24 protein-coding genes, 1 riboswitch and 1 other annotated feature are annotated in these 23,652 nt (G+C 46.6%); of the genes, 21 read left to right on the top strand and 3 right to left on the bottom strand.

The window, feature by feature from the left end:
* Nucleotides 1–81: 81 nt before the first annotated feature.
* The 12 genes from lysA to ytfJ all read left to right on the top strand — a co-directional run bounded on the left by lysA (nt 82) and on the right by ytfJ (nt 11,862).
* On the top strand, nt 82–1,449 hold the full coding sequence (lysA, locus tag MKX30_RS03515) for a diaminopimelate decarboxylase (protein ID WP_013310776.1): 1,368 nt from the start codon (nt 82–84) through the stop codon (nt 1,447–1,449).
* A gap of 162 nt (nt 1,450–1,611) precedes the next feature.
* Nucleotides 1,612–2,046 (top strand): peptidylprolyl isomerase, encoded by a 435-nt coding sequence (locus tag MKX30_RS03510; RefSeq protein WP_013310775.1) that lies wholly within the window; start codon nt 1,612–1,614, stop codon nt 2,044–2,046.
* Between the two features lie 251 nt (nt 2,047–2,297).
* Nucleotides 2,298–3,311, top strand: coding sequence for a 2-oxoacid:acceptor oxidoreductase family protein (locus tag MKX30_RS03505; RefSeq protein WP_023989209.1), 1,014 nt, complete (start codon nt 2,298–2,300; stop codon nt 3,309–3,311).
* Nucleotides 3,311–5,599 (top strand): thiamine pyrophosphate-dependent enzyme, encoded by a 2,289-nt coding sequence (locus tag MKX30_RS03500; protein WP_028540618.1) that lies wholly within the window; start codon nt 3,311–3,313, stop codon nt 5,597–5,599. The genes MKX30_RS03505 and MKX30_RS03500 overlap by 1 nt, the downstream gene beginning before the upstream one ends.
* 219 nt (nt 5,600–5,818) lie before the next feature.
* Nucleotides 5,819–6,286 (top strand): IDEAL domain-containing protein, encoded by a 468-nt coding sequence (locus MKX30_RS03495; RefSeq protein WP_013310772.1) that lies wholly within the window; start codon nt 5,819–5,821, stop codon nt 6,284–6,286.
* Nucleotides 6,287–6,354: 68 nt separating this feature from the next.
* Nucleotides 6,355–6,528, top strand: a riboswitch (FMN riboswitch).
* 331 nt (nt 6,529–6,859) lie between these two features.
* Entirely contained in the window at nt 6,860–7,525 is a 666-nt protein-coding gene (gene ribE, locus MKX30_RS03490; RefSeq protein WP_028540619.1) for a riboflavin synthase, read from the top strand.
* 60 nt (nt 7,526–7,585) lie between these two features.
* On the top strand, nt 7,586–8,269 hold the full coding sequence (ribB, locus tag MKX30_RS03485; protein WP_081819194.1) for a 3,4-dihydroxy-2-butanone-4-phosphate synthase: 684 nt from the start codon (nt 7,586–7,588) through the stop codon (nt 8,267–8,269).
* Between the two features lie 79 nt (nt 8,270–8,348).
* Nucleotides 8,349–8,813 (top strand): 6,7-dimethyl-8-ribityllumazine synthase, encoded by a 465-nt coding sequence (ribH, locus tag MKX30_RS03480; RefSeq protein WP_023989205.1) that lies wholly within the window; start codon nt 8,349–8,351, stop codon nt 8,811–8,813.
* A 172-nt stretch (nt 8,814–8,985) separates the two neighbouring features.
* Nucleotides 8,986–9,780 carry a segregation and condensation protein A gene (locus tag MKX30_RS03475; protein ID WP_034095057.1) on the top strand — a complete coding sequence of 265 codons (795 nt, stop codon included), beginning with the start codon at nt 8,986–8,988 and terminating at the stop codon, nt 9,778–9,780.
* Nucleotides 9,749–10,360, top strand: coding sequence for an SMC-Scp complex subunit ScpB (gene scpB / locus MKX30_RS03470; RefSeq protein ID WP_069079979.1), 612 nt, complete (start codon nt 9,749–9,751; stop codon nt 10,358–10,360). Before MKX30_RS03475 ends, scpB begins: the two co-directional genes overlap by 32 nt.
* A gap of 167 nt (nt 10,361–10,527) precedes the next feature.
* The gene (locus tag MKX30_RS03465) at nt 10,528–11,241 is read left to right on the top strand and encodes a DUF2953 domain-containing protein (protein WP_069079978.1); all 714 of its coding nucleotides are present in this window, start codon (nt 10,528–10,530) and stop codon (nt 11,239–11,241) included.
* A 129-nt stretch (nt 11,242–11,370) separates the two neighbouring features.
* The gene (gene ytfJ / locus MKX30_RS03460; protein WP_023989202.1) at nt 11,371–11,862 is read left to right on the top strand and encodes a GerW family sporulation protein; all 492 of its coding nucleotides are present in this window, start codon (nt 11,371–11,373) and stop codon (nt 11,860–11,862) included.
* Nucleotides 11,863–11,953: 91 nt separating this feature from the next.
* On the opposite strand, the gene MKX30_RS03455 is transcribed toward ytfJ, so the two are convergent.
* Nucleotides 11,954–12,676 carry a protein-glutamine gamma-glutamyltransferase gene (locus tag MKX30_RS03455; protein ID WP_023989201.1) on the bottom strand — a complete coding sequence of 241 codons (723 nt, stop codon included), beginning with the start codon at nt 12,674–12,676 and terminating at the stop codon, nt 11,954–11,956.
* Between the two features lie 208 nt (nt 12,677–12,884).
* Here MKX30_RS03455 and MKX30_RS03450 point away from each other — a divergent pair, with 208 nt between their 5' ends.
* The 6 genes from MKX30_RS03450 (at nt 12,885) to MKX30_RS03425 (ending at nt 18,593) form a co-directional block, all read left to right on the top strand.
* Nucleotides 12,885–14,147: a D-alanyl-D-alanine carboxypeptidase family protein gene (locus MKX30_RS03450; RefSeq protein ID WP_341062446.1), complete on the top strand. Its 1,263-nt coding sequence runs from the start codon at nt 12,885–12,887 to the stop codon at nt 14,145–14,147.
* A 57-nt stretch (nt 14,148–14,204) separates the two neighbouring features.
* Entirely contained in the window at nt 14,205–14,948 is a 744-nt protein-coding gene (locus MKX30_RS03445) for a nucleoside recognition domain-containing protein (RefSeq protein ID WP_341062445.1), read from the top strand.
* Nucleotides 14,949–14,955: 7 nt separating this feature from the next.
* A complete protein-coding gene (locus tag MKX30_RS03440; protein ID WP_023989198.1) occupies nt 14,956–15,486 on the top strand; it encodes a spore maturation protein in 531 nt (176 codons plus the stop codon).
* Nucleotides 15,487–15,564: 78 nt separating this feature from the next.
* Entirely contained in the window at nt 15,565–16,323 is a 759-nt protein-coding gene (locus tag MKX30_RS03435; protein WP_023989197.1) for a pseudouridine synthase, read from the top strand.
* 109 nt (nt 16,324–16,432) lie between these two features.
* A complete protein-coding gene (locus MKX30_RS03430; RefSeq protein WP_013310758.1) occupies nt 16,433–17,149 on the top strand; it encodes a response regulator transcription factor in 717 nt (238 codons plus the stop codon).
* 1 nt (nt 17,150) lies between these two features.
* A complete protein-coding gene (locus MKX30_RS03425; RefSeq protein ID WP_023989196.1) occupies nt 17,151–18,593 on the top strand; it encodes an ATP-binding protein in 1,443 nt (480 codons plus the stop codon).
* 215 nt (nt 18,594–18,808) lie between these two features.
* Here MKX30_RS03425 and serA read toward each other — a convergent pair whose 3' ends face one another.
* Complete coding sequence (serA, locus tag MKX30_RS03420; RefSeq protein WP_028540623.1) at nt 18,809–20,401, bottom strand: phosphoglycerate dehydrogenase; 1,593 nt, start codon at nt 20,399–20,401, stop codon at nt 18,809–18,811.
* A gap of 261 nt (nt 20,402–20,662) precedes the next feature.
* Nucleotides 20,663–20,912, bottom strand: a binding site (T-box leader).
* Nucleotides 20,913–21,097: 185 nt separating this feature from the next.
* Between serA and MKX30_RS03415 the strand changes: the two genes are divergently transcribed.
* Entirely contained in the window at nt 21,098–21,685 is a 588-nt protein-coding gene (locus MKX30_RS03415; RefSeq protein ID WP_025723057.1) for a type II CAAX endopeptidase family protein, read from the top strand.
* Nucleotides 21,682–22,023, top strand: coding sequence for a hypothetical protein (locus tag MKX30_RS03410; protein ID WP_025723058.1), 342 nt, complete (start codon nt 21,682–21,684; stop codon nt 22,021–22,023). Before MKX30_RS03415 ends, MKX30_RS03410 begins: the two co-directional genes overlap by 4 nt.
* A gap of 140 nt (nt 22,024–22,163) precedes the next feature.
* On the opposite strand, the gene MKX30_RS03405 is transcribed toward MKX30_RS03410, so the two are convergent.
* A complete protein-coding gene (locus MKX30_RS03405; protein ID WP_264453632.1) occupies nt 22,164–23,096 on the bottom strand; it encodes a polysaccharide deacetylase family protein in 933 nt (310 codons plus the stop codon).
* A gap of 94 nt (nt 23,097–23,190) precedes the next feature.
* On the opposite strand from MKX30_RS03405, the gene MKX30_RS03400 reads away from it, so the two are divergent.
* Nucleotides 23,191–23,568, top strand: coding sequence for a hypothetical protein (locus MKX30_RS03400; protein ID WP_023989191.1), 378 nt, complete (start codon nt 23,191–23,193; stop codon nt 23,566–23,568).
* The last annotated feature ends 84 nt before the right edge of the window (nt 23,569–23,652 follow it).

Genomic DNA, 23,652 nt, shown 5'->3' with positions numbered 1-23,652 from the left:
TCTTGATGTTTTTTTTGCTATACTGGTGTAAACATTCGATGGAATATGACTAGCTTGTTCCAGAAAGAGAGGCGCCAGAACATGTATTTGCATGGAAGCAGTAAAATTAACAGCAATGGACATTTGGAGATCGGCGGTTGTGATACAACGCTTTTGAAAGAGCGTTTTGGCACGCCGCTATATATTGTTGACGAACAGTTAGTCCGCCGGCGCTGCCGGGAATTCATAGAAGCTTTTCGTGAAACCGGATTGAAGTTTCAAGTTGCTTATGCAAGCAAAGCGTTTTGTGTTATGGCGATGTGTGCTTTAGCTGCTGAAGAAGGAATGTCGCTTGACGTAGTTTCCAGTGGAGAATTGTTTACTGCGCTACAAGCAGGGTTCCCGGCAGAGCGAATCCATTTTCACGGCAATAACAAAACACCGGAAGAAATTGAAATGGCGTTAGATGCGCAAATTGGCTGCTTCGTCGTTGATAGCGAAATGGAGTTGCATTTGTTGCAGGCCCTTGCCTCCGAGAAAGAACAGCAGGTGAATATCTTACTGCGTGTTACACCAGGGGTTGAGGCGCATACGCATGAATATATGGCCACAGGTCAAGAAGATTCGAAATTTGGCTTTGACATTGGGAATGGTACAGCACGCCAAGCAGTGGAACAGGCTATCGAGCTGGACCATCTTAACCTGTTAGGGGTACATTCTCATATCGGTTCGCAAATTTTCGAAGTGAATGGCTTTCAAATGGCTGCTGAACGGGTTGCAGCTTTTTCCAGAGAAATTAAAGAACAGCTTCAGTTTTCTTTCAAAGTGATTAATCTGGGTGGGGGATTTGGCATTCGCTACACAGAGGAGGACACACCGCTGAAAGTATCCACCTATGTGCAGGCTATCGGCGAAGCGGTGAAAACCTATTTTTCAGGACTTTACGATGAACTTCCAGAAATTTGGATTGAGCCGGGACGCAGTATTGTAGGCGATTCAGGCACGACCTTATATACGGTAGGAAGCATCAAGGATATTCCGCAGGTACGTAAATATGTCTCGGTAGATGGCGGGATGACAGATAATCCACGTCCTGCACTGTATCAGGCCAAGTATGAAGCGATGCTGGCTAATCGAGCGCAGGATACGAACGAAGAGACGGTGTCCATTGCGGGCAAATGCTGCGAAAGCGGCGATATGCTTATTTGGGATGTAGAACTACCTCGTATAAATAGCGGCGACTTGCTCGCTGTTGCCTCAACCGGAGCCTACAATTACTCCATGGCGAGTAATTATAACCGAATACGTCGACCAGCAGTTGTATTTGTCAACAACGGTGAGGCCGAGTTGGTGGTGCGTCGGGAAACCTACGAGGATATCGTACGCAACGATGTTGTGCCACAGCGCTTGATTCGTGATCAAGCCAGTCCGGCGGTTCAGCCTAACGCCAAGATTACGGTTTCGTCCTGATTTTAGCATTGTAAGATCAAGCAGGCCATTGAGTCGGTAATAATACACCGGGGACAATGGCCCTTTTTTTTGGACAAGACTTTGCTAAGCGCGGCAATTCATAGTAAACTGGAACTTGATGTTATTTAGTTCTCAAAACAGGTTGAAAAGGAGATACAAACAATGAAAAAAGGTAGAATAGATCTTGAAAACGGCGGTATCGTCGAAATTGACTTTTTCCCAGAAGAAGCTCCAAACACCGTTGCTAACTTTGAAAAGCTGGCAAACAGCGGTTATTACAACGGTTTGAGCTTCCACCGTGTCATTCCGGGCTTTGTGGCTCAAGGTGGTTGTCCAATCGGTAACGGTACAGGCGGTCCTGGTTACACGATTGACTGTGAAACAGCTACGAATACAACAAAGCATGCCAAAGGCGTTCTGTCCATGGCTCATGCAGGTCGCAACACAGGTGGCAGCCAATTCTTTATCTGCTACGCTCCACAACCACATTTAGATGGAGTACATACTGTATTTGGTAAAGTAACCAAAGGTATGGAATTCATTGATGCTGTAAAACAAGGCGACAAAATGAAAGAGGTTAAAGTATTTGACGTGTAATTTTACCGTTAATTACATGATCTTTTTTAAATAGCGTTGCACCTAAGCCGTTCTGTCTTTGGACAGGGCGGCTTTTGTTGTCTTTTGTTTGACGGTTTATTGATTTTCGCAATCACGTAGGCATTACAGTGCGTAAGATCACATTCGAAAAGTAAGTGTTGTGATAGCCTTTTCATAAGAATGCATTTTCCATTTATTTTATATGAGTATTCAAACTCAGTAAGGATTGGAAAAGAAGGGGGCTTATCACATTGTCTATTTTAACGCGCACAAATCGACTCGGATTTTTTGAAATCCGGCTGGAATCCATTGGTGGACTCGGCGCTAATCTGGCTGGCAAAATGTTGGCCGAAACCGGGGTGCTTGGTCTGGGGCTGAATGCTTCAAATTTTTCGTCCTACGGTTCGGAAAAAAAGGGAACTCCGGTTAAAAGCTTCGTCCGCTTCTGTGAGCCGGAGGTCGATATTCGGGATCACAGTCCGATTGAGCAACCGCATGTGGTAGGCATTTTCCATGAAACGTTATACAAAACGGTAAATGTAATTAGCGGACTGCCAGCGGATGGGATTGTAGTGGTTAATTCCACACGTCCAGCAGAAGAAATACGGGCTGATTTGGGACTGGTATCCGGTACATTAGCGGTGGTGGATGCGATGGGCATCGCACTGGAAGAGCGAACCAAACTAAATACGTCCATGCTCGGTGCCTTGTTCCGTGTCTGTGATTTCCTGGACCCGGAAGCGATGAGATCGGTTATTCGCAGTACCTTTGAAAAGAAAAATCCACTGTTAGTGGAACCTAATCTGCGTACGTTTAACCGTGGTTATGATGAAATGGAACTGCACGTATATCCAGTTACTGATGACGCAGAGGATCGGGTTTTTGAACGTCCGCAGCCATTGCTGGGATACGAAACCCAACTACTGGGGGGCGTTATTGCAACTCAGGGAAACAGCATGACGAGAGATGTTAGTGGTTCACGTCAGGGGTATGTGCCTGAATATGAAGCTGATAAATGTACCCATTGTGCCAAGTGTGATTCGATTTGCCCGGATTACTGTTTTGTATGGGAAGAGCAAGCAGACAAACGCGGAAGAATGATGCCATTTTTGCAAGGAATTGATTACCAGTATTGCAAAGGATGTCTGAAATGTGTAGATATTTGCCCGTCGGGGGCATTAAGCTCGCGTCGCGAACAATGGGGATGGGCGGAACAGAATCGAGTTGCCCACCAATTTCCGGCATATGAAGGAGGGCGTGCGTAATGGCAAAACTGGAGGAAGAACTCAAACAGACAGGCGCCGCGCAAGTGACAACGTTCGAATCCGGTAATGAAATGGCAGCTACGGCGGCTGCGCAGATTAATTATCATATGATGGGATATTTCCCGATTACTCCATCTACCGAGGTAGCGCAGTATCTGGATCAGATGAGAACGAGAGGTCAGCATAATATTAAGCTGGTTGCAGCAGACGGAGAACACGGATCGGCAGGGATTTGTTATGGAGCTGCCGCAGCGGGAGCGAGGGTTGTGAACGCCACTAGTTCGCAAGGTTTCCTGTACATGCTGGAGCAGTTACCTGTTCAGTCAGGTACCCGTTTTCCAATGGTTATGAATCTGGTGACACGAGCTGTTAGTGGTCCCCTGGATATTCGCGGGGATCATTCGGACCTGTACTATGGTTTGAATACAGGCTGGGTCATTTTGACGGCAAGTACACCACAGGCTGTGTATGATATGAACATCATGGCACTAAAAATCGCAGAGCATAGCGATGTTAGGCTGCCTGTAATGGTCGCATATGACGGTTTTTATACGTCCCATCAAAAACGTAAAGTGCAATATTTTGCCGATGCTGAGACCGTGCGCGGTTTTGTAGGTCCTAACCCGAACTTGAATTATCCGAATATTACGGATTTTGATCATCCTGTTACCGTGGGTGCGCATATGAACGGTGATGACCTGACGAATAATCATGTTCAGCTATCCGAAGCACTGAAGCTGTCAGAAGGAGTATATGAGCAGGTAGCAGCAGAATATGCCGCTTTATCCGGTCGGGAATACCCGATTTTGGATCTGTATCATATGGAGGATGCTGAGGTCGCGGTATTCCTGTTGAATTCGGCGGCTGAATCGGCCAAGGATGTGGCGGATCAACTCCGCGCGCGCGGGATTAAAGCTGGTGTGATACGTCCGAATATCATCAGACCGTTCCCAGCTGCACAACTACGGGAAGCATTACGCGATGTCAAGGCGCTGCTGGTAGGTGAACGTGCAGATTCGTATGGGGCAGACGGCGGTAATTTAACGCATGAAATTAAAGCGGCCTTGCAGGAGGACCCGCTGAACCGGACACTCGTGTTGAGTCGTATATTTGGCTTGGGCGGCAAGGATTTTTATGCGGAAGATGCAGAGGCGTTCTTCCAGCTTGCGATTGAGGCGGCAGAGGCCGGACGAGCCGAGAAGCCCTTTGATTATTACGGAATTAATCCGGGTTCACCGGACAAGGTGATGCCGCAAGTTATGCAACCGCCACGTGGCAATGCATACCGTACGGGTCTGATTCAGGTTACGCCGGACGAGGCGACCGGGAAGCTCAAAGTCAAGGTACCACCCCTGCGGTCGTTGACGACCAAACCACGCCGTCTTACACCAGGTCACGGGGCTTGCCCAGGATGTGGGGCATTGTCTGCGCTGGAACTGTTTTTCAAAGGTATTGAAGGGGATATTGTCGTGCTGTTCCAGACAGGCTGCGTATATGTGACGACGACAGGGTATCCATATACATCACACAAACAACCGATGATCCACAATCTTTTTCAAAACGGGGCCGCTACACTTTCGGGAGCGCTGGAAGCTTATATGGAAATGAAGCGCCGCAATGAAATTGAGATGTCGGACGATCCGACCTTTATCATGATCAGTGGTGACGGTGGGATGGATATTGGTATGGGTTCTGCGATTGGTGCGGCTCTGCGTAATCATAAGCTGATCATGTTGGAATATGATAACGAAGGGTACATGAATACAGGTTCACAGCAATCGTACTCCACTCCGCTCGGTCACATGACCAGTACGTCGGGTGTAGGGAAAATGCAAAAAGGAAAGCAAGGGCATCACAAGGATACCGTGCAAATCATGGCTGCTTGTAACATTCCGTATGCTTTTACAGCAGCTGAAAGTCATCCGCAGGATATGCTGCGTAAAGCAGCCAAAGCTCAATGGTATGCGAACAACGTGGGTACGGCCTATGGTAAGATCCTGTGCGCCTGCCCGCTGAATTGGAAATCCGAAGACAGACTGGGCACCAGCATTGTGGGCGCCGCAGTCGAGTCCTGTTTCTTTCCTTTGTACGAAATAGAGCAAGGCAGTACGACGATTACGTATAATCCGGAAGACAAGGGAAAACGGATTCCAGCTGCAGAATGGTTGAAATTAATGGGTAAAACGAAGCATCTTCTCAAGGAAGAGGCTACGCTGGCTACCTTTGAGCAGGAGATTGAGCGTCGCTGGACTACCCTGAAAAAGAAACATGAAATTTCAGAGCTATAATTCTGTTTTTTGCATAATCATCGATTAGCATTGTTAGCCGCTGTTACTGTAGTGGTTCGATCAAGATTCTTTGCGCTTATTGCGCAAAGAATCTTTTTTGTCGTTTATGGGTTCAAGCATAAAAAAACAGGTAATGATTTCCGATATAGGAGTGGAGGCCTATAAGAGGCACGTTAAAAAGTTTTCTTCTGAATTTTAAGATGCAATGAGGTGCAGGTAATGATTAAGCTGAATACAGTTGAAATAATCGAAATTATAAAGAAGCAGATCCCTAAGGTTATGAACATCAAGCCAGTAGAACTAAAGTTTACGGACGATTTTGGACGGGCCTCGCTGGCAGCGACAGAACACAAATTCACACTGACGAACCAGCATTATTCTGCCAAGGTGATGGATTGCGTGTTAGAAACACAAGTACGCCCCATTTTAATGTGTGAAATTATTTATTTTCTGAAATGCGAGTTTATTGACGGACATGTTGATGTGCGACTGGATTATGAGGCATGTTCTGAGGAAGGGCGGGGACCTGTTGCTTCAGCCGTAATTACCTTTGATCATGCAACAGAGTTGGGAGTCGAGGAGCTGGCCGATCTGATTGACTTGGCGCTTCATATGAATGATAAAACCTGGTTTGAAGAACTCTCCAGCCAATATGTCAAAACCAAAGCAGGCGCTTCTATTAGATAACTTGCTTTTTTTAGAAGTCGGTGCTAATATACGTAACAAGTTTAATGTTAATTCAATTAAATAAGAGCAAGATCCTTCGGGGCGGGGCGAAATTCCCCACCGGCGGTGATGACATGTTTGTGGATCGTTTTTGTGAGAAACAGCATGGCTTAGTCCGTGACCCGGATGCTGAATGATCGGCAGAAGGTGGACCTGGTGCAAATCCGGGACCGACAGTATAGTCTGGATGGGAGAAGGATACGAAGCGCATGTGCATGACGTGACATGTGCCGATTTTTAGCATACCCAATTGTGCGTACGGCTTATTTCGTTGTAGGACAGCATCGGGCGATAGCTTGCTTAAGCTTTCTTTTTGATGGGTGTTCTGAGCGTATTTGGTTGTATCCTCAGTCATGCTTTCTATTGGCAAACCTATGATTTCATGTCGTCTTAAGATGCATATGAACTGCGCTTGTATACTACAAATGTGACTCTCATCACCCCCATGACGGATTGAATCCGAACTGGGGGTTTTTTGCGCTTATAGCTGATGAATTAGGGATAAACTGAAATGTAGTGGAAAGGAGTGAAGGCATGTTTACCGGATTAGTTGAGGAAGTGGGTCGCATTCAAACTATTTCCAAAAGCGGTGAAGCGATGGTGCTGGGGATTTCGGGTTCCGTAGTGTTGGGCGATTTGAAAATAGGAGACAGTGTCTCGGTGAATGGCGTTTGCCTGACCGCGATACGGATTGGTTCGAAAGACTTTAAGGTTGATGTGATGCCGGAAACCTTTCGCAGCACTAATCTGAAAGAGTTGAGATCCGACAGCCGAGTCAATCTGGAGCGAGCAATGGCGGCGAGTGGAAGGTTCGGAGGACACATCGTGCAAGGACATGTGGACGGGACGGGAACGATTCGCGGGGTGACATCAGACCAGAATGCAGTTGTGTTCGAAGTTGAGCCTAAAAATCAAACATTATTTAAATATATTCTACTCAAAGGGTCAATCACAATTGATGGTATCAGCCTCACAGTCGCACAGCGTACGGGAGATACCTTTGCCGTATCCATTATTCCCCACACTTTATCCGAAACGGCCTTACAAGCCAAACGTGAGGGGGATACCGTCAATATCGAATGTGATATTTTGGGCAAATATGTAGAACAGCTTTTAAATTACAGAGGTGCAGCGGAGGCGGAGAGAGTAGAAAAAGCTCCTCTCAGTTTGGACTATTTGGCGAAACACGGCTTTGCCTGATATTGAATGGTAAGCCTGTTTAGGAGCATTCGTGGCACAAGACATAAGGAGGAAAGTGTTATGGATAGAGGTAGCCAAACAAGTGCAATGGCAAACGTCATGGAGCATGGCGAGTTGGAACATGACGAAGAGATTCGTTTGGATTCCATCGAAGAAGCGTTGGAGGATTTAAAAAACGGTAAAGTCGTTATTGTAGTGGATGATGAACAGCGCGAAAATGAAGGCGATTTTATCGCTTTGGCTGAAAAAGCGTCGCCTGAGGTCATTAATTTCATGATTACAGAAGGTCGTGGGTTGGTCTGTGTGCCAATCACACGACAAAGAGCCGAAGCTTTGGAATTGCATCCTATGGTAGAGCAAAATACAGATTTCCACGGTACTGCCTTTACGGTATCGGTAGATCATATGGAGACAACAACGGGTATTTCAGCGGCCGAGCGCTCCTTGACTGTACGCGCCTTGGCAGACGAAGCAGTCACAGGAAGTGATTTCCGCAAGCCTGGTCACATGTTCCCGCTGATTGCTCGCGATGGTGGTGTCTTGCAGCGTGCTGGTCACACTGAAGCGGCTGTTGATCTGGCCCGACTCAGTGGCTTCAAGCCTGCTGGGGTCATTTGCGAAATTATAAAGGAAGATGGCTCAATGGCCCGCCTGCCTGATCTGGCAGTGGTCGCCAAGCGACATCAATTGAAACTGATCAGTATTCAGCATTTGGTGGACTACCGTCGTCGTTTGTCATTGTAAAAATACATCTCGGTTCCAAGTAAATCTGAAGTATTATCCGAAGTCCCTAAATAATTAAACTATGAGAGGTTGATTAAACATGGCACGTTTTCTAGAAGGTAATCTCGTATCGAACGGTTTAAAATATGGTATTGTGGTGGGTAGATTTAATGAGTTTATTACGAGCAAGCTGTTAAGCGGCGCAATTGACGCCCTTCAACGACATGGTGCGCAGGAAGATGAAATTGATGTAGCCTGGGTTCCGGGTGCATTTGAAATTTCACTGATTGCACAAAAAATGGCTGCAAGCGGCAAATATGATGCCGTAATTACGCTGGGTACGGTCATCCGTGGTTCTACTTCACATTATGATATCGTCTGCAATGAAGTGGCCAAGGGTGTGGCAGCAAGCAGCCTGAAAACGGGAGTGCCTGTTATTTTTGGGGTAGTGACGACAGAAAACATTGAACAGGCTATTGAACGAGCAGGTACGAAGGCTGGTAATAAAGGTTGGGATTCTGCATTGGCTGCGATTGAAATGGCCAATCTCGGCAAGCAATTTTAATTATAGGAATAGCTGAATAGAACGGTATAAACTGCAAGGTGAAAAGGGATTGGATTGTTAAGCAAGGCGATGACGTATATACTACAGAAAGAGGGATTGATAACGTAGAGCATAAGTGCTATAGGGAAAGGTATTGTTGAATGATGATTGGAGTAAGGCAGGGGGAAGCACATTGACAGTCGTAAACTACAAGCTGGAAACATTCGAGGGTCCGCTGGATCTACTGTTGCATCTGATTGATAAAGCCGAGATCGACATTCAGGATATCCCGATTAGCGATATTACTGATCAGTATATGGCTTTTTTGCACAGTATGCAGGAGCTGGAACTGGACATTACGAGCGAGTTTCTGGTGATGGCGGCGACGCTCTTATCTATTAAGAGTAAATTGTTGCTTCCCAAGCCACCTGTGATGGAATATGACGATTTGGATTTTTATGAGGAAGAGGATTATGATCCACGTGAGGAACTGGTCCGCAAGCTGGTGGAGTATCGTAAATATAAAGGGATTGCTCGCCATCTAAGTGAACGTGAGTGGGAGCGGAGTCTAATTTATGGCAAGGAGCCAGAAGATCTAAGCGCATTCCTGCCCACTGAACCCGCAAATCCGGTGCATGGGCTGCATGCAAGCGATTTGGTCGCGGCCTTTCAGCGTGCTTTGCGCAAAGCAGAACGACGTACGACGGTAACCCGTGTTCATCGAGACGAAATTTCAGTCAAGGACCGTATCCGGCAAGTTATCGGGGCGTTAGAGATGCTGGGGAACGGAGGACGGCTGCTGTTCTCCAAGCTGATGCATGAGGATATGTATCGGCATGAGGTGGTTGTGACCTTTTTGGCTATCCTTGAACTGATGAAAATGAAACAAATTTTCTGTTATCAGGAGAAGCTTTTCGATGATATTGTAATGGAGTGGAGAGGGGATTTACGGGTTAATGGATTATCTGAAGCTGAAATCAATTATTGAGGGACTGCTGTTTCTCGCAGGAGAGGAAGGGTTGTCCACCAAGCAGATCGCCGACATTGTAGAGCAGCAGCAAGAGCTGGTTGAACAGTGCCTGGAAGATATGAAGCAGGACATGGAGCAGGGGGGAAGGGGCTTGCAACTTGTCCGTATTGCCGGTCATTATCAGCTTGCAACTTTATCCGAACATGCACCTTACTTTGAAAAGCTCGCATACTCTCCGGCACGTGCCTCACTGTCTCAAGCTGCTTTGGAGACGCTGGCCATTGTTGCCTACCGCCAGCCCATTACAAGAGTTGAAATCGAAGAGATTCGGGGTGTCAAATCCGAGCGGGCCATACATACACTGGTCAACAAGGAGCTCATTGAAGAGAAAGGTCGAGCTGAAGCCATCGGACGGCCAATATTGTACGGAACGACGAAATCATTTTTGGATTATTTCGGTCTGGGCTCTTTGGCAGATCTACCGCAACCGGAGCTGTTCGAGGATTCGGACAATTTGGAGGAAGAGACTCAATTATTGTTCGAGCGTCTGGAGAACAGCCAGCCTGCGGCCAACGATTTGGATCTTGAATCCCAATAAAGTTGCTCCGGATCTTGCGGCTCACTTATGTAAAAGCTCAAACATTCAGCCAGTCCTCACGTAGTTGGGGGCTGGCTGTTGGTATTTTAAGATGCATGATTTTCCGGCGAACGGTCATACTATTTTTGCCATGATATCTATAGCAAAAAGGTAGGGAGGACTCGCCAGTGTGGAAATGGATCAGTATCGCCATCATCGTCGTTATATTACTTGTGCTGGCTATTCTGCTCTCTCGTATTCGATTGAAGCTGGATATTGCCAAACATGACAATGATGATCGGGCGCATCTAGAGATCAGATTTCTATACGGGATGATTAAAATGAATTACGATATTCCGGCCATTCTCATAACAGGTTTAAAAAAAGGGCTTCTCTATCGGCTTGACCGCAATAAAAACATACATAAAACGGATGCTTCCGTAGATAGCGGAAATATTGATACAGAAAAAATAAAGCAATTTATACATGATATACGGGTTTTGCTCAAGGGAACGAAATCCTTACATCGATGGTTGCGACATACCTTGGCGCATGTGACGTTGTCCAAAATGGAATGGTCTACCAATATAAGTCTTGCTGATGCGGCTTATACAGCTACCTCAACCGGTATTTTATGGGGATTGAAAACGACCTTGATCGGTTTTGCTACCAGCTTTGTACGTGTGGACTGTATCCCGAAGCTGTTTGTCGTGCCCTATTGGGTGGATCGCTTGCGTTTTACTACCACCTTGACCTGTGAAGCAAATATGTCGCTTGGTTATTTGATTTTCTCTATGCTCATGTTAGCTTACCGCATATGGCGCGTTCCGGGTGGACCGGAGGCGTGGAAACGGGTTTTTTCCAAAAAAACTGAGGATCCTCAAGCTACCAGTGAAAGTTAAACAGTGGAGTGAGGTGAGACTCAATCCTTTCTGAACTATCGAATGACATACATATTTCCTTGAACCCCTGCGCACAATAGCGAAAGAAAAGGCAGTCTACGCTTGAGATAAGCAGAGGAGGAATAAATCATGTCAGATCACCCGATTCAAGGGCTCATGCAAACCGCAATGGAAAACATCAAAGCCATGGTAGATGTGAATACGATTGTAGGAGACGCAGTGGAAACACCCGATGGTTCCGTTATTTTGCCAATCAGTAAGGTAGGATTTGGTTTCGCTGCCGGAGGAAGTGATTTTAACGTAGACGAAGAGGCACTTCATACTTCCTCGGCGTCGGGTAATCATAGCGGGAAGGAAGGGCATCCTTTTGGAGGCGGTAGCGGTGGTGGTGTATCTATTCATCCCATTGCTTTTCTGGTTGTTGGCAAACAGGGGGCACAAATCGTTCCATTGGACAATCAAACGCATCTGATTGAGAAGCTCATTGACTCCACGCCATACCTGATTGATAAGGTTCAGTCTATCTTCCAGAACGCAGGCGGCAACTTGCAGACTCCACCCCCACAGGTACCTGTAGATGTTGCTACGGATCACAGTAATTCTGGCCCGGCTTACTTGTAAAAGTTATTGAAATTAAAAGCGTTCTCTCAGGAAGGTATCCCAAAGCCGAGTATAGGCTAAGGAATACCTTCTTTTCTGCTTGTACTTGGCCCTATCCCCGAATATACTGCCTTCTCCCAATGACAGTATGTATATGGTGACTGTATTCCTGTTGATACAAAGTATGCAGCGAGATTTCATTTTTTCGATTTCCTTCGGCAGCAAACTGGGATAGGTAGATGAAGTCCGGATAGATCACTTCATCCGTCAAATAAGCAGATACCGTGGCTTCCGGTCGACGATGTTGATTCAGGGAATCGATAATACCCTTCGCCGGCAAGATGCCAATCCCATGTCCATAAAACAAGTCTTCCTTCAGCTTAACGACATTTTCTCCTTTCCATTCCAATGTTTCAGACGACACATCCGGATTGTTGAAATACAGAATATCGCCAGGAGCCGCTTTATGACTTCCTTCCTGCTGTATGAGCCTGAGGTCGCTGTCATAGTGCCAGTCATACAGCAGCATATCTGCAAAAATCCGATTAAACTCACTTTCCAAAATGGAATCCAGCACTCCTTTGTACAGCACAATAACCATAGCTGTTGCACATTCAAAAGCGTATTGATGTCCGTTTAAAAAGATATCTCTGATCCCCTGTGCCGGTGTGACACCTGCTTTGATCTGAAAGCCACCTTTTTCCGTTAAATCCCAAAATTGCTGGTTGCAACGTGCGGTAGAAAACGTGGCAAAGGATACACCACTACGGTGTAATGCTTCTGCGGACTCTACAATCCGCGATCTTAAAATCATTTCAAACTGTAGTCGCTGCATGTTATAACCCCTCGATCCATATTTAACGTTTAGTAACTAATATATATGTATTCAGGGAGGGATGTTGCTTAGTTTGTGTAGAAAGAAAGCGAAAAAAGAGCAGCTAATGGCTGTCCTGTAAAGGAATTTTCTGTTATAAAGGTGGACATACTTTGAACAGCTTGGACATAGAATGGTACAAGACTTGCTCAAAACCGGAGGAATCCAAATGTTTAAAAAAAAGCAACACATCCACGCGGACCACAGCCATTTCTTGAATAAGGCACGCGCATTTGTTTTGCCGCTGGTACTTCTGCTTATTTTGTCATTGCCGCTTACGTTGCTAAGTCCGCAGCCCGTTCGGGGAGCGATAAAAACAGAAGCAGCACCGCCCTCATTAGGAACCCATGCACAGGCTGCTTCTTTAATTGATGTCACATCAGGAAGAATCATTTATTCTACCGAGGGTGACCGGGAGCTACGTATTGCCAGCCTGACCAAAATTATGACTGCGATCGTGGCCATTGAACATGGACGCTTGCAGGACCGGGTAAAGGTGAGTCCAACGGCGTATGCCAAAGAAGGTTCCTCGCTTTTTCTGCAAATGGGTGAACAAATGTCGCTGGAAAATATGCTGTACGGCTTAATGCTCCGTTCTGGTAATGATGCCGCTTCTGCCATTGCTGAGCATGTGGGGGGGACAGAAGAGGGATTTGTCCATTTGATGAATGACAAGGCGGTTCAGCTTGGGCTAAGCCATACACATTTTGCTAATCCGCACGGGCTGGATGCCGAGGGACATTATTCCTCAGCCAATGATATGGCCCGGCTTACTGCTTATGCGCTGCATAATCCAACTTTTGCCCGTATCGTAAAAACAGAACTGAAAAAAGCACCGAATCCCAACGATTCTTGGGACTACTCATGGCACAACAAAAACAAAATGCTGCGGCTGTATGAGGGAGCTGACGGGGTGAAAACAGGCTTTACCAAAAAAGCGTTTCGCTGTCTGGTCAGTTCGGCCACACGGGACGGTCGCCAGCTCGCTGCTGTTACCTTGAATGACGGGGACGATTGGAACGATCATGCCCGTATGCTTGATTACGGATTTCGATATTATCCGCTCATTCCGATTACGGACAAGCAGCAACCTATCGATGGTTACCCACTATTAACAGGTACAAGCTTTGCATATCCTTTACATGATAGTGAGAAGACCCAGTTGCACAAAAGACTAGTGTTGTATAAAAATTCCGCCTCTGTAGACAGAGCGGACATATCTTTTGGCTTACGAGGACGGGTCGAATTCCTATTGGATGGTGAACTTATTGGTTCCGTTCCTGTGTATGAAAAAGGGAGTAAGCTGCCTGCTCAAAGTACCGTACGGCCACAGCAGGAGGCTCCAACTGCACAAGATCCTGCGAACAATACTCAGCAACGAGGTTGGACGAGCAGATGGAACGAAATTCTTAAAAATTTGTTTGGAGCCTAGGGCAAGCAGGAAATAGAGCTGCACGTGTCACATCATTGGGTAAAGGAGGAATCAGCCATGATTCATCTCATATGGGTGGCTTTGATTTGTATTGGATTTGTATTTGCTGCCGCGCAGGGAAATATTGAGGTGGTGACGAAAGCGGCTTTTGACGGGGCAACTACGGGGGTTACAGTGTGCTTTGGACTGATAAGTGTGCTGGTATTTTGGATGGGCATGATGAGGCTGGCTGAAGATGGCGGGCTCTTACAGAAAATATCCAAGCTGCTTTCTCCTTTGGTTGCCTTTCTCTTCCCTGATGTTCCGCGTAATCATCCCGCTATGGGTTACATTTTGTCCAATATGAGCGCCAATCTGCTGGGTCTGGGGAATGCAGCCACACCGATGGGAATCAAGGCGATGCAAGAGTTGCAGACGCTCAATCCAGATAAGCAAACCGCCACACCAGCCATGTGTACGCTGCTCGCCCTGAATACAGCCAGTATTACGCTTATTCCTACGACGTTGATCGCGATACGGCTTAATTTTCATTCCGCACATCCGGCAGAAATCGTTGGTACAACACTGGTAGCGACCGCAATAGCCACCTTTGCCGCAATTGCGGCGGACCGTTGGTACCGTAGTCGAGAATTGCGCCGCCGTCCTCCAGCGATTCCGCCGTTCCAGACATCCTTGGCGCCACTCACCTCACCAGCATCAACATCTGCTGCCTCTTCAACAACGTCGTCCGTATCTTCACCTGCCGTTCCGCGAACGGGAATCAAGGCTGCCAAGGGCAGGGACACCACTTGGAAAGGATGAGGGAGGCATGCTTTATTTTATTAACCTCGTATCAACTTGGGCTATCCCGGTTATTCTCGCTTTTATTCCTTTATATGCATATGCCAAAAAGGTACCTGTCTACGATTCTTTTGTGGATGGAGCTAAAGACGGCTTTTCTACCGCCATCAGCATTATTCCTCATCTCGTAGGCATGATGGTGGCGATTAGCATTTTTCGAGCATCCGGCGCTTTGGACTATTTGATCTCCTGGGTAACGCCATGGATTAAGCACTGGGGCGTCCCCGGTGAGGTATTGCCTTTAGGCTTGCTTCGTCCATTGACGGGCACTGGTTCACTTGCGTTTACGACGGATCTAATTCGCACCTATGGCCCGGATTCCATGATCGGTCGGATCGCTTCAACGATTCAGGGCAGCACAGACACGACGCTGTATGTGCTAACTGTATATTTTGGTGCGGTAGGTATCCGCAATGGACGGTATGCTTTGAAGGTAGGACTATTTTCAGATGTGGTTGGTTTTGTGGCAGCCATTGCGATTTGCCTGCTTATATTTTAATTTCTGTATCGTTTTTTGAACGGGGGTTGTGATTTTGCTCATGGATGGGTATCATTAGCATGAGGTGAATTAGCGAACATGGAAAGATTGCAGAAAATATTGGCCCAAGCTGGTGTAGCTTCCAGACGTAAATGTGAGGAGCTTATTCAGGCGGGCAGCGTGGAAGTGAACGGGGTTGTCGTAACTGAACTGGGAACGAAGGCAGACCCTGATCAAGATATGATTACGGTAAAGGGACGCCCGATCAAAACCGAGAAAAAAATCTATCTGATGATGAACAAACCTAAAGGAGTTATTACGAGTGCTTCCGATCCGGAAGGCCGTAAAATCGTGTCAGACTATCTGAAAGGCGTTAAGGAACGCGTATATCCGGTAGGACGTCTCGATTACGACACCGAAGGGCTGCTGTTGCTTACCAATGATGGCGAGTTCGCCAATCTGCTCACCCATCCCAAGCATCATGTGCCCAAGACATATGTGGCAACAGTCAAAGGCGTTCCGCATGGTACTGAGCTGGACAAGCTGAAAAAAGGAATCGTGCTGGAAGATGGCATTACTGCACCAGCCGAGGTAGAATATAAAGATGTAGATCCGAATGGTAAGGAGTCTGTGATCCAGATTACCATTTATGAAGGCAGAAATCGCCAGGTAAGACGGATGTTTGAGGCCATTTCACACCCAGTCATCAGACTCAAGCGGATTGCCTTCGGAGATCTTTTGCTACAAAACTTGAAGCGCGGTCTGACCAGACCCCTAACTAAGGACGAAATCAACCGTCTCATTCAACTTGCCAAATCAGACAACACGAAAAAGAAACGGACAGGACGGGGGTCATAACCCCGGCCTTTTTGGTGTAAAGAGACTGTTGGATGAGAGTAAAGTTTGACCAAGCACAGGAAAATAGTAAAATAGAGAGAATGCTTTTTTTAGCGAAGGGGCTGGGAATATGTCAGAACAAAGCAACCGCATATTAATTGTAGACGATGAAGAACGCATTCGCCGCCTTCTGCGGATGTATCTGGAAAAAGAAGGATATGTAATTGACGAAGCTGAGGATGGTGAGATTGCCCTCCAAAAAGCGACTGCAAGCGATTACAGCATTATTTTGCTCGATGTAATGCTTCCGGGGATGGATGGAATTGAGGTATGTACACGGCTGCGTCAGACCAAAGCTACACCTGTGATTATGCTGACTGCCAAAGGCGAGGAAGTGAACCGTGTACAAGGCTTTGAAGTCGGAGCCGATGATTATGTGGTTAAGCCCTTTAGCCCGCGAGAAGTCATTTACCGGGTGAAGGCGATTTTACGCCGTTCGTCGGAAACTGCCTTTTTAACGAAAGAGGCGGTACCAAGCAATAGTATTGTTTTTCCGAATCTTATCATTGAGCATGATGCGCACCGGGTAACTGCGGGTGGAATTGAAATCAGTCTCACGCCTAAAGAGTACGAGCTGTTGCATTATTTGGCGGTGTCACCAGATAAAGTCTTCTCGCGCGAAGAACTGCTGAAAGACGTTTGGAATTACGAATTTTTTGGTGATCTGCGCACTGTGGATACGCATGTGAAACGGCTTCGTGAAAAGCTGAATAAGGTATCGCCAGAGGCAGCGGCTATGATTACGACCGTGTGGGGCGTAGGTTATAAGCTGGAGGTTCCAAAATAACGTGAACTTCTGGAGATCGCTGGTGGGCAAGCTGTGGATCACCATCATTTGTCTTGTAGGCTCTGTGCTTATTTTTCTAGGGCTTTTTTTATTGCCGTACATCAACAGAAATTTTGCGGCGTATGAATCGACGGAAATCAAGCATTTGTTCACCTATACATGCATTGTCGGATTTTTATTGACGACCTTTTTTGCCCTATTCCTTTTTACTAAAATCACACAGCCTATGCAGCTGTTGATTCAGGCGGCGAATGCGATTCGTGAGGGAAGGTATGATACTCGGCTTTCGCTGGTGACCAGTGATGAAATTGGAGAACTGGCGAAAACTTTTAATCATATGTCTACGGAACTGGAAGCAACGATCCGCAGTCTGAATGAGGAAAAAAACCATTTATCCAGTGTACTGCGAAGCATGTCTGATGCAGTAATCACCTTCGACAGAAGCGGACAAATCATCTTGACGAATCCGCCGGCACAAAGTCTGTTGGATATCTGGAAAAAGCTGGAGTGGCAGGAGCGTGATCTGGAGGAGTTTGGAGCTTCTGTACCTGAGCCTTTGCAGTCTCTGTTCCATACCGTTATGGACAGGGGAGAGGATGTCGGAGACTATATCCATGTCAAGAAGGGCTCCTGGTCGGTGCAGATGGCGCCTCTGTATACGGATAATGCAATCCGCGGTGCAGTAGCTGTGCTTAGAGATATTACGGAAGAAGTGAAGCTTGAGAAGATGCGGAGTGATTTTGTGGCCAACGTCTCTCATGAAATCCGTACACCTTTATCTATGATGCAGGGCTACAGCGAGGCGTTGCTGGATGGTATGGCGGGTTCACCTGAAGAATCCGAGGAGCTGGTACAGGTCATCCATGATGAATCATTACGCATGGGAAGATTAGTCAAAGATCTGCTTGATCTGGCCCGAATGGAGGCTGGTCATACAGACATGCACCGACAGGAAGTGGATGTGAATGAGCTGATCGAGCGTGTTCATCGTAAATTTACGGTACGTTCGAAGGAACAGGGACTGACACTCGATTACCATGAGCAAGGCCAACGTTTGCTGCTGCCTGAGGCAGATGAAGACCGACTGGAGCAGGTATTGACCAATTTGCTGGATAATGCATTCAGACATACACCCGGCGGGAAAAAGGTTACTATTGCGGCGGATCGAATTTTGGGAGAACGGCACGAGTTAATCCGTATTCGGATTAAGGATGAAGGTGTAGGCATTGCCAGCGAGGATCTACCTTATATTTTCGACCGCTTCTACAAGGCAGATAAGGCCAGAGTACGTGGTGAGGATAAAGGGACTGGTTTGGGGCTTGCTATTGTCAAGAATATTGTAGAGGCTCACGGAGGCTCTGTCTCTGCTGCCAGCGCATTGGGGGAAGGGACGGAATTTACTATTTTGCTGCCGATCTCCAACAAAACAAAGCTGGGTCTGTAACAGGCTTATAAGCCCCAACTGATATACCCCGGTTTGCAGGCATCCTCGGAAGAGGGTGCTTTTTGTTGAAAAATCAACATTTATCTTGTTCAACGTGGAACATCCTGTTTCAAGATAATTGCTCTCATGATAGATAACGGTATAAGAAAAAGACGCCTGGGTAGCCAGGCGCCTCTCTTTATTATAAACCTTGGACTTCTCAATACTGTCTGGAACTAATCTAGCACTACTTCTTGGGCAGTATTTAGTTCTGGCAAACCAACGAGTTGAACCAGCACATCTTTAGGCACGGCTTTATCGACGGTCAAGATCATGATGGCTTCTCCGCCGACAATTTTACGCCCTACTTGCATGGAAGCGATATTGACGCCGTTCTCCCCAAGCAAGGTGCCGACACGACCGATAATGCCTGGTTTATCATTGTGGGAGATGAGCAGGAAATGAGCTTCTGGTGCCACATCTACTGGGAACTGGTTCAACCGAACAATACGTTCGCCATAGCCTGCCAGCAGGGTGCCAGATACACGTTGCTCTTCGCCGCTCTGGGTTTTGAGTGTAACGGTAATCAGGTTGGTAAATCCCTTGGTGGCGGGCGCCTGAGACACGACAAGATGGATGTCACGTGTTTTGGCCAGATGTACAGAGTTTACAATGTTCACATCGCTGCCCAGATGACGGCTAAGTACACCTTTCAAAATATAACGTGTCAGCGGCTGTGTATCCACAGAGGACAAATCACCAGCGTAATCTACCTGAATTTCACGTACAGCCTGATTCGTGATCTGAGCGGCAAAGCTGCCCAGCTTCTCTCCAAGCGAGAAATATGGCTGCAATTGCGTCATGACGTTGGATGGTACTGGAGGCATGTTGACCGCATTTTTAAAAGGCTCATCACGCAAAATATGCAGCACTTGCTCGGACACATCGATAGCTACATTCTCCTGAGCTTCGACAGTTGAGGCACCCAGATGTGGTGTGACTATAATTTTCGGATGACTCAGGAATGGGTGATCCTGTGCTGGCGGCTCTGATTCGAATACGTCAAAGGCTGCACCGGCAACGATACCTTCATCAATGGCTTCAACAAGAGCCATTTCATCGATAACTCCGCCCCGGGCACAGTTGATGATGCGCATTCCTTTTTTCATCACTTCAAACTGTGGACGAGCAATCATATGTTTCGTTTCTGGTGTTAATGGTGTGTGTACGGTCATAAAATCTGCGTTGCGGATAATTTCGTCCACGCTCGCCAGCTTAATGCCCAGCTTCTCAGCGCGTTCTTCCGTTAGAAATGGATCATAGCCGAGGATGCTCATGCCAAATGCTTTGGCACGTTTAGCCACCTCACTGCCGATACGTCCCATGCCGAGGACTCCAAGTGTTTTGTTACGCAGTTCGACACCGAGGAATGTTTTACGATCCCATGTACCGCCAATGGTTTTGGCATACGCCTGTGGAATATGACGTGCTAGAGCCATCATCATCGCAAAAGTGTGCTCACATGTCGTAATCGTGTTGCCGTCAGGAGCGTTAATAACGATAATCCCGCGCTGTGTTGCTGCTTCAAGGTCGATGTTGTCCACTCCGACCCCAGCTCGCCCTACAACCTTGAGGTTCTTACCTGCCGTCATGATGCGTTCGGTTACCCGAGTCTGGCTTCGAACGAGTAACGCGTCATAGTCACCAATAATTTGAACCAATTCATCCTCGCTGAGACCTGTGTTCTTGTCCACTGTGACATCGTCTGCATCCATCAGTTGCTGGATGCCCAGGTCACTGATCGGATCGGATACTAACACTTTAAACATTTGGTTTCCTCCTCAAAGTTAACTTCTTTTATGGACAGGATGTACTTCAAACTGAAATACATTCCATAAAGAACATGAAAAAACTTGAAATGCTTCTAAAAGTACAGGAGAGCGGTGTGAAATACTAGTGTGATAACGCATTGACGCAGAAAAGGGATGGAATAGCATTATGCACCAAACTAACGACCAAAAGTCTTATGCGGAGACACTTTGCGGTTTTCGGGCATCAAAAAAACTCCCGAATCACATACTATCTCCATAGTAAGGGACGAGAGTTATCGTGGTACCACCCTAATTCGCAGCCATTTCGCAATGGACTGCCTTCAGCGGTCATAAAATGACCGAAAGGATAACGGTTTTCTGCCGATTGCATCTAATGCCGGGAAATATTCCCCAGACCTCGGTGCAATAACTCAGGAGCGCTGAAAGTAGTTACTTCGTCACCGGCTTCCACCCAAGCACCGGTTCTCTGAGGACGAAATCAATACCTTTTCTCCATCATTGTTGTTGTCGCTAATAATTTTTTCATAATGTATCATGGCTTACATGGGCATGTCAATAGGACATGCGACATGTGTGGATAGCCGGCTAGATATATAGCTACAGAATGCGGAAAATTAAGATTTAAGTCTTCTTGAATCCGTCCGACTTTTTGGCTATGATGCTAAAGAAGACTATGCAGAGGACTAACTAACTATGAAAAAGCTTAAAGTGAAATGGAAAAGAGCGCAAATTCATGAATTGAATGACCGCTTGCTGCTTTACAATTTGTATCTAACTCAGGGGCTGACCCTGCTGATTGGCGCAATCTGGATTATTTTTCAGAAAAGAAATGTGTTAGAACTATTTGCATTGCCGAACACTCTGCACGTCTTATGGTGGGGATTGGGCTTGGCCGCCGCTATGTTACTTGTGGATCTGTTGCTATCCCGGATTATGCCTGAGGATGCTATGGATGACGGTGGTATTAACCAAATGCTGTTTCAAAATCGTCCGGTTTGGCATATTATTTGTATAGCAGCTATCGTCTCCATCTGTGAGGAACTCTTGTTCAGAGGTGCGATTCAGTACAGCTTTGGTCCTTATTGGACAAGCATTTTGTTTGCGGTGATTCATATCCGATATTTACGGCATTGGATTCCCACTGGCTGGGTTTTTCTTAGCAGTTATGGATTGGGCTACATATATGTGCAGACCGGTAGTCTGTGGGCACCGATCATTTGTCATTTTGTGATTGACCTTATATCTGGTTTAGCGTTACGTTTTCGGAGGTATGAAGAATGAATCAGGAACTTAGCAGAGTGCAGACCTATGGTAGCCGTCGAAATGGTCGCAAAGGCAAGGAGGAGGACAGGTCAAAATCTAAACCAGTTCGCTCCCGTGCTTCACGGCCCGTGCCAGAATTGGCTCACGTTGCCGCTGCACCAGAAGTTGCTGTGACGATGGAGGATGACACTCCTGCCAGTGAGTACCGAACGCGGGCGGAAATGTTTCCGTCCCGCCGTATTCGGGTAAGCAAGTGGTTTTTAAATTTTTTGAGCACTCTTTTTGTGCTGATTACTGCAGCGTTACTGTGGTGGGGCATCAAGGGTGCACCACCCATCAGTGAAATGCTTTGGTAATATAAAGTTATTATGGACGTCTGTGCTTAGGTCAAGGCGCGTAATGATACGGTAAAGGCCTCCATCTCCGCATGAATAGCGGAGAATGGAGGCCTTTATTGCATCATCTATAGTTAATCCGGAGTATACGCAAGTGTCTATTAGCTGGCAGGAACCTCAATGCCTTGCGGATCGACAAATTGATAACCCTTTTGCTCAAGGCGTGTCAATAGACTGTCCAGAGCCTCAGCTGTCCATGGCAGTTCATGCATCAAAATATTGCTGCCTGGATGGAGTTGTTCTGTTACGTTTTTGAGGAGTGCCTCCGTTTTATTAGGCTGATTCTTTTTCATTGTCCAGTCCAGAGAACCGACGGACCATGTCATGTATAGGAGACCGTTTTCCTTAGCGACCTTGCGACCTACGTCTCCGCCTGCACCATGAGGGGGACGGAAGAATACAGGGGCTTGCCCTGTAATGTCCTTAACAGCTTTTTGTACTGTTTCAATCTGTTTTTTGACCTCGGGCTCAGATTTATTCTTCAGCACGATGTGATCCCAGCTATGGTTGCCGATGGGCTGCCCACGGTCATGGATAAGCTTGAGCAACTCAGGATGCTCTTTTACACGGTAACCGTTTACGAAGAAAATTGCTTTCGCTTTGTGTTTGTCCAGTACATCTATGATTTTGTTAATCATGGCTGCTTCCTTAGGACCATCATCAAAGGTCAGTAACACGACTTTTTTTTCGGTACCTTGTTGGTTAGGGATTACATTGTAGGCTTTATCCAAGTGATACATTTTGTTATTGGTAGTTGCAGATGTTGCAGATGTCGCAGCTCCTGTTTCGTTGCTTTCGCTGGTTTTATCATTTTGTGCATTGGTTTTACCCGCTGAGTTATGATCATCACTGCCTGCTTGCTTACTGCTGCTTTTTGGGGAAGAGACGTTGCTCTGATCTTTGGCGCTGTTACTTGAGTCAGACGCTGCCGAATCCTGCTGGTTGCTTGTTGCCGCAGATTCCGGCTTGGTTGCAGTGCAAGCACTAAGCAGCAGACATGCAGTGAACAAAATGGCTGCTGTTTTTGTACCCATTATTTCATCTCACCTTCCTGTATTTTATACCGTATGAGTTTGTCACTACTGACGAACACTATGCTTGATTCTACCACAAAGGGAGGTTCTAATTGTGAAAACATCTTCATTTTTCCTGGGAATCGTCTTGGGCGCTGTCGCAAGCTCTTTGATCTCCCGCAACCGCAACATGTTGGGCTTATCTATGGACATGGGTGGAAAAAAAGGCGGCAATTTAGTGCAGAAAGCCCGTACTAAAATGATGGACGCGGCATTCCCCGGAATGGGCGAGATTACGCTCAATAAAGAAGACACCCATAAGGATCAAGACCATCATTTACAAACAGATAAAACCGCTCATAACGCCCATACTGCCAAGAACAAAGAAGAGAATATGAAGTTGATTAAAGACTTCATCAGCACAAGTCCCGATGTTAAACGTGAGGTCGAGCAAATTTTGAAAGAAACTCATACAGCCGTACCGGGATTGTAACCCAGAAACCTTTATTCCGAATCATTTTGCGGCTTTTTTGTAAAAGCCGTTCAAATGATTCTTTTTTTTATCTTTTTATTGCGT

The sequence above is a fragment of the Paenibacillus sp. FSL P2-0173 genome (genome assembly GCF_038008045.1).
Lineage (GTDB): Bacteria > Bacillota > Bacilli > Paenibacillales > Paenibacillaceae > Paenibacillus > Paenibacillus polymyxa_B.
Note: the sequence above shows the minus strand (reverse complement) of the source record. Positions and strands in the feature narration are given on the sequence as shown.

Bases quoted from the DNA above. Each gene is read 5' to 3' on its own strand.
- lysA (WP_013310776.1), top strand. From the start codon at position 82: ATGTATTTGCATGGAAGCAGTAAAATTAACAGCAATGGACATTTGGAG.
- MKX30_RS03510 (WP_013310775.1), top strand. From the start codon at position 1,612: ATGAAAAAAGGTAGAATAGATCTTGAAAACGGCGGTATCGTCGAAATT.
- MKX30_RS03500 (WP_028540618.1), top strand. From the start codon at position 3,311: ATGGCAAAACTGGAGGAAGAACTCAAACAGACAGGCGCCGCGCAAGTG.
- MKX30_RS03495 (WP_013310772.1), top strand. From the start codon at position 5,819: ATGATTAAGCTGAATACAGTTGAAATAATCGAAATTATAAAGAAGCAG.
- ribE (WP_028540619.1), top strand. From the start codon at position 6,860: ATGTTTACCGGATTAGTTGAGGAAGTGGGTCGCATTCAAACTATTTCC.
- ribB (WP_081819194.1), top strand. From the start codon at position 7,586: ATGGATAGAGGTAGCCAAACAAGTGCAATGGCAAACGTCATGGAGCAT.
- ribH (WP_023989205.1), top strand. From the start codon at position 8,349: ATGGCACGTTTTCTAGAAGGTAATCTCGTATCGAACGGTTTAAAATAT.
- scpB (WP_069079979.1), top strand. From the start codon at position 9,749: ATGGATTATCTGAAGCTGAAATCAATTATTGAGGGACTGCTGTTTCTC.
- ytfJ (WP_023989202.1), top strand. From the start codon at position 11,371: ATGTCAGATCACCCGATTCAAGGGCTCATGCAAACCGCAATGGAAAAC.
- MKX30_RS03455 (WP_023989201.1), bottom strand. From the start codon at position 12,676: ATGCAGCGACTACAGTTTGAAATGATTTTAAGATCGCGGATTGTAGAG.
- MKX30_RS03450 (WP_341062446.1), top strand. From the start codon at position 12,885: ATGTTTAAAAAAAAGCAACACATCCACGCGGACCACAGCCATTTCTTG.
- MKX30_RS03445 (WP_341062445.1), top strand. From the start codon at position 14,205: ATGATTCATCTCATATGGGTGGCTTTGATTTGTATTGGATTTGTATTT.
- MKX30_RS03440 (WP_023989198.1), top strand. From the start codon at position 14,956: ATGCTTTATTTTATTAACCTCGTATCAACTTGGGCTATCCCGGTTATT.
- MKX30_RS03435 (WP_023989197.1), top strand. From the start codon at position 15,565: ATGGAAAGATTGCAGAAAATATTGGCCCAAGCTGGTGTAGCTTCCAGA.
- MKX30_RS03430 (WP_013310758.1), top strand. From the start codon at position 16,433: ATGTCAGAACAAAGCAACCGCATATTAATTGTAGACGATGAAGAACGC.
- serA (WP_028540623.1), bottom strand. From the start codon at position 20,401: ATGTTTAAAGTGTTAGTATCCGATCCGATCAGTGACCTGGGCATCCAG.
- MKX30_RS03415 (WP_025723057.1), top strand. From the start codon at position 21,098: ATGAAAAAGCTTAAAGTGAAATGGAAAAGAGCGCAAATTCATGAATTG.
- MKX30_RS03410 (WP_025723058.1), top strand. From the start codon at position 21,682: ATGAATCAGGAACTTAGCAGAGTGCAGACCTATGGTAGCCGTCGAAAT.
- MKX30_RS03405 (WP_264453632.1), bottom strand. From the start codon at position 23,096: ATGGGTACAAAAACAGCAGCCATTTTGTTCACTGCATGTCTGCTGCTT.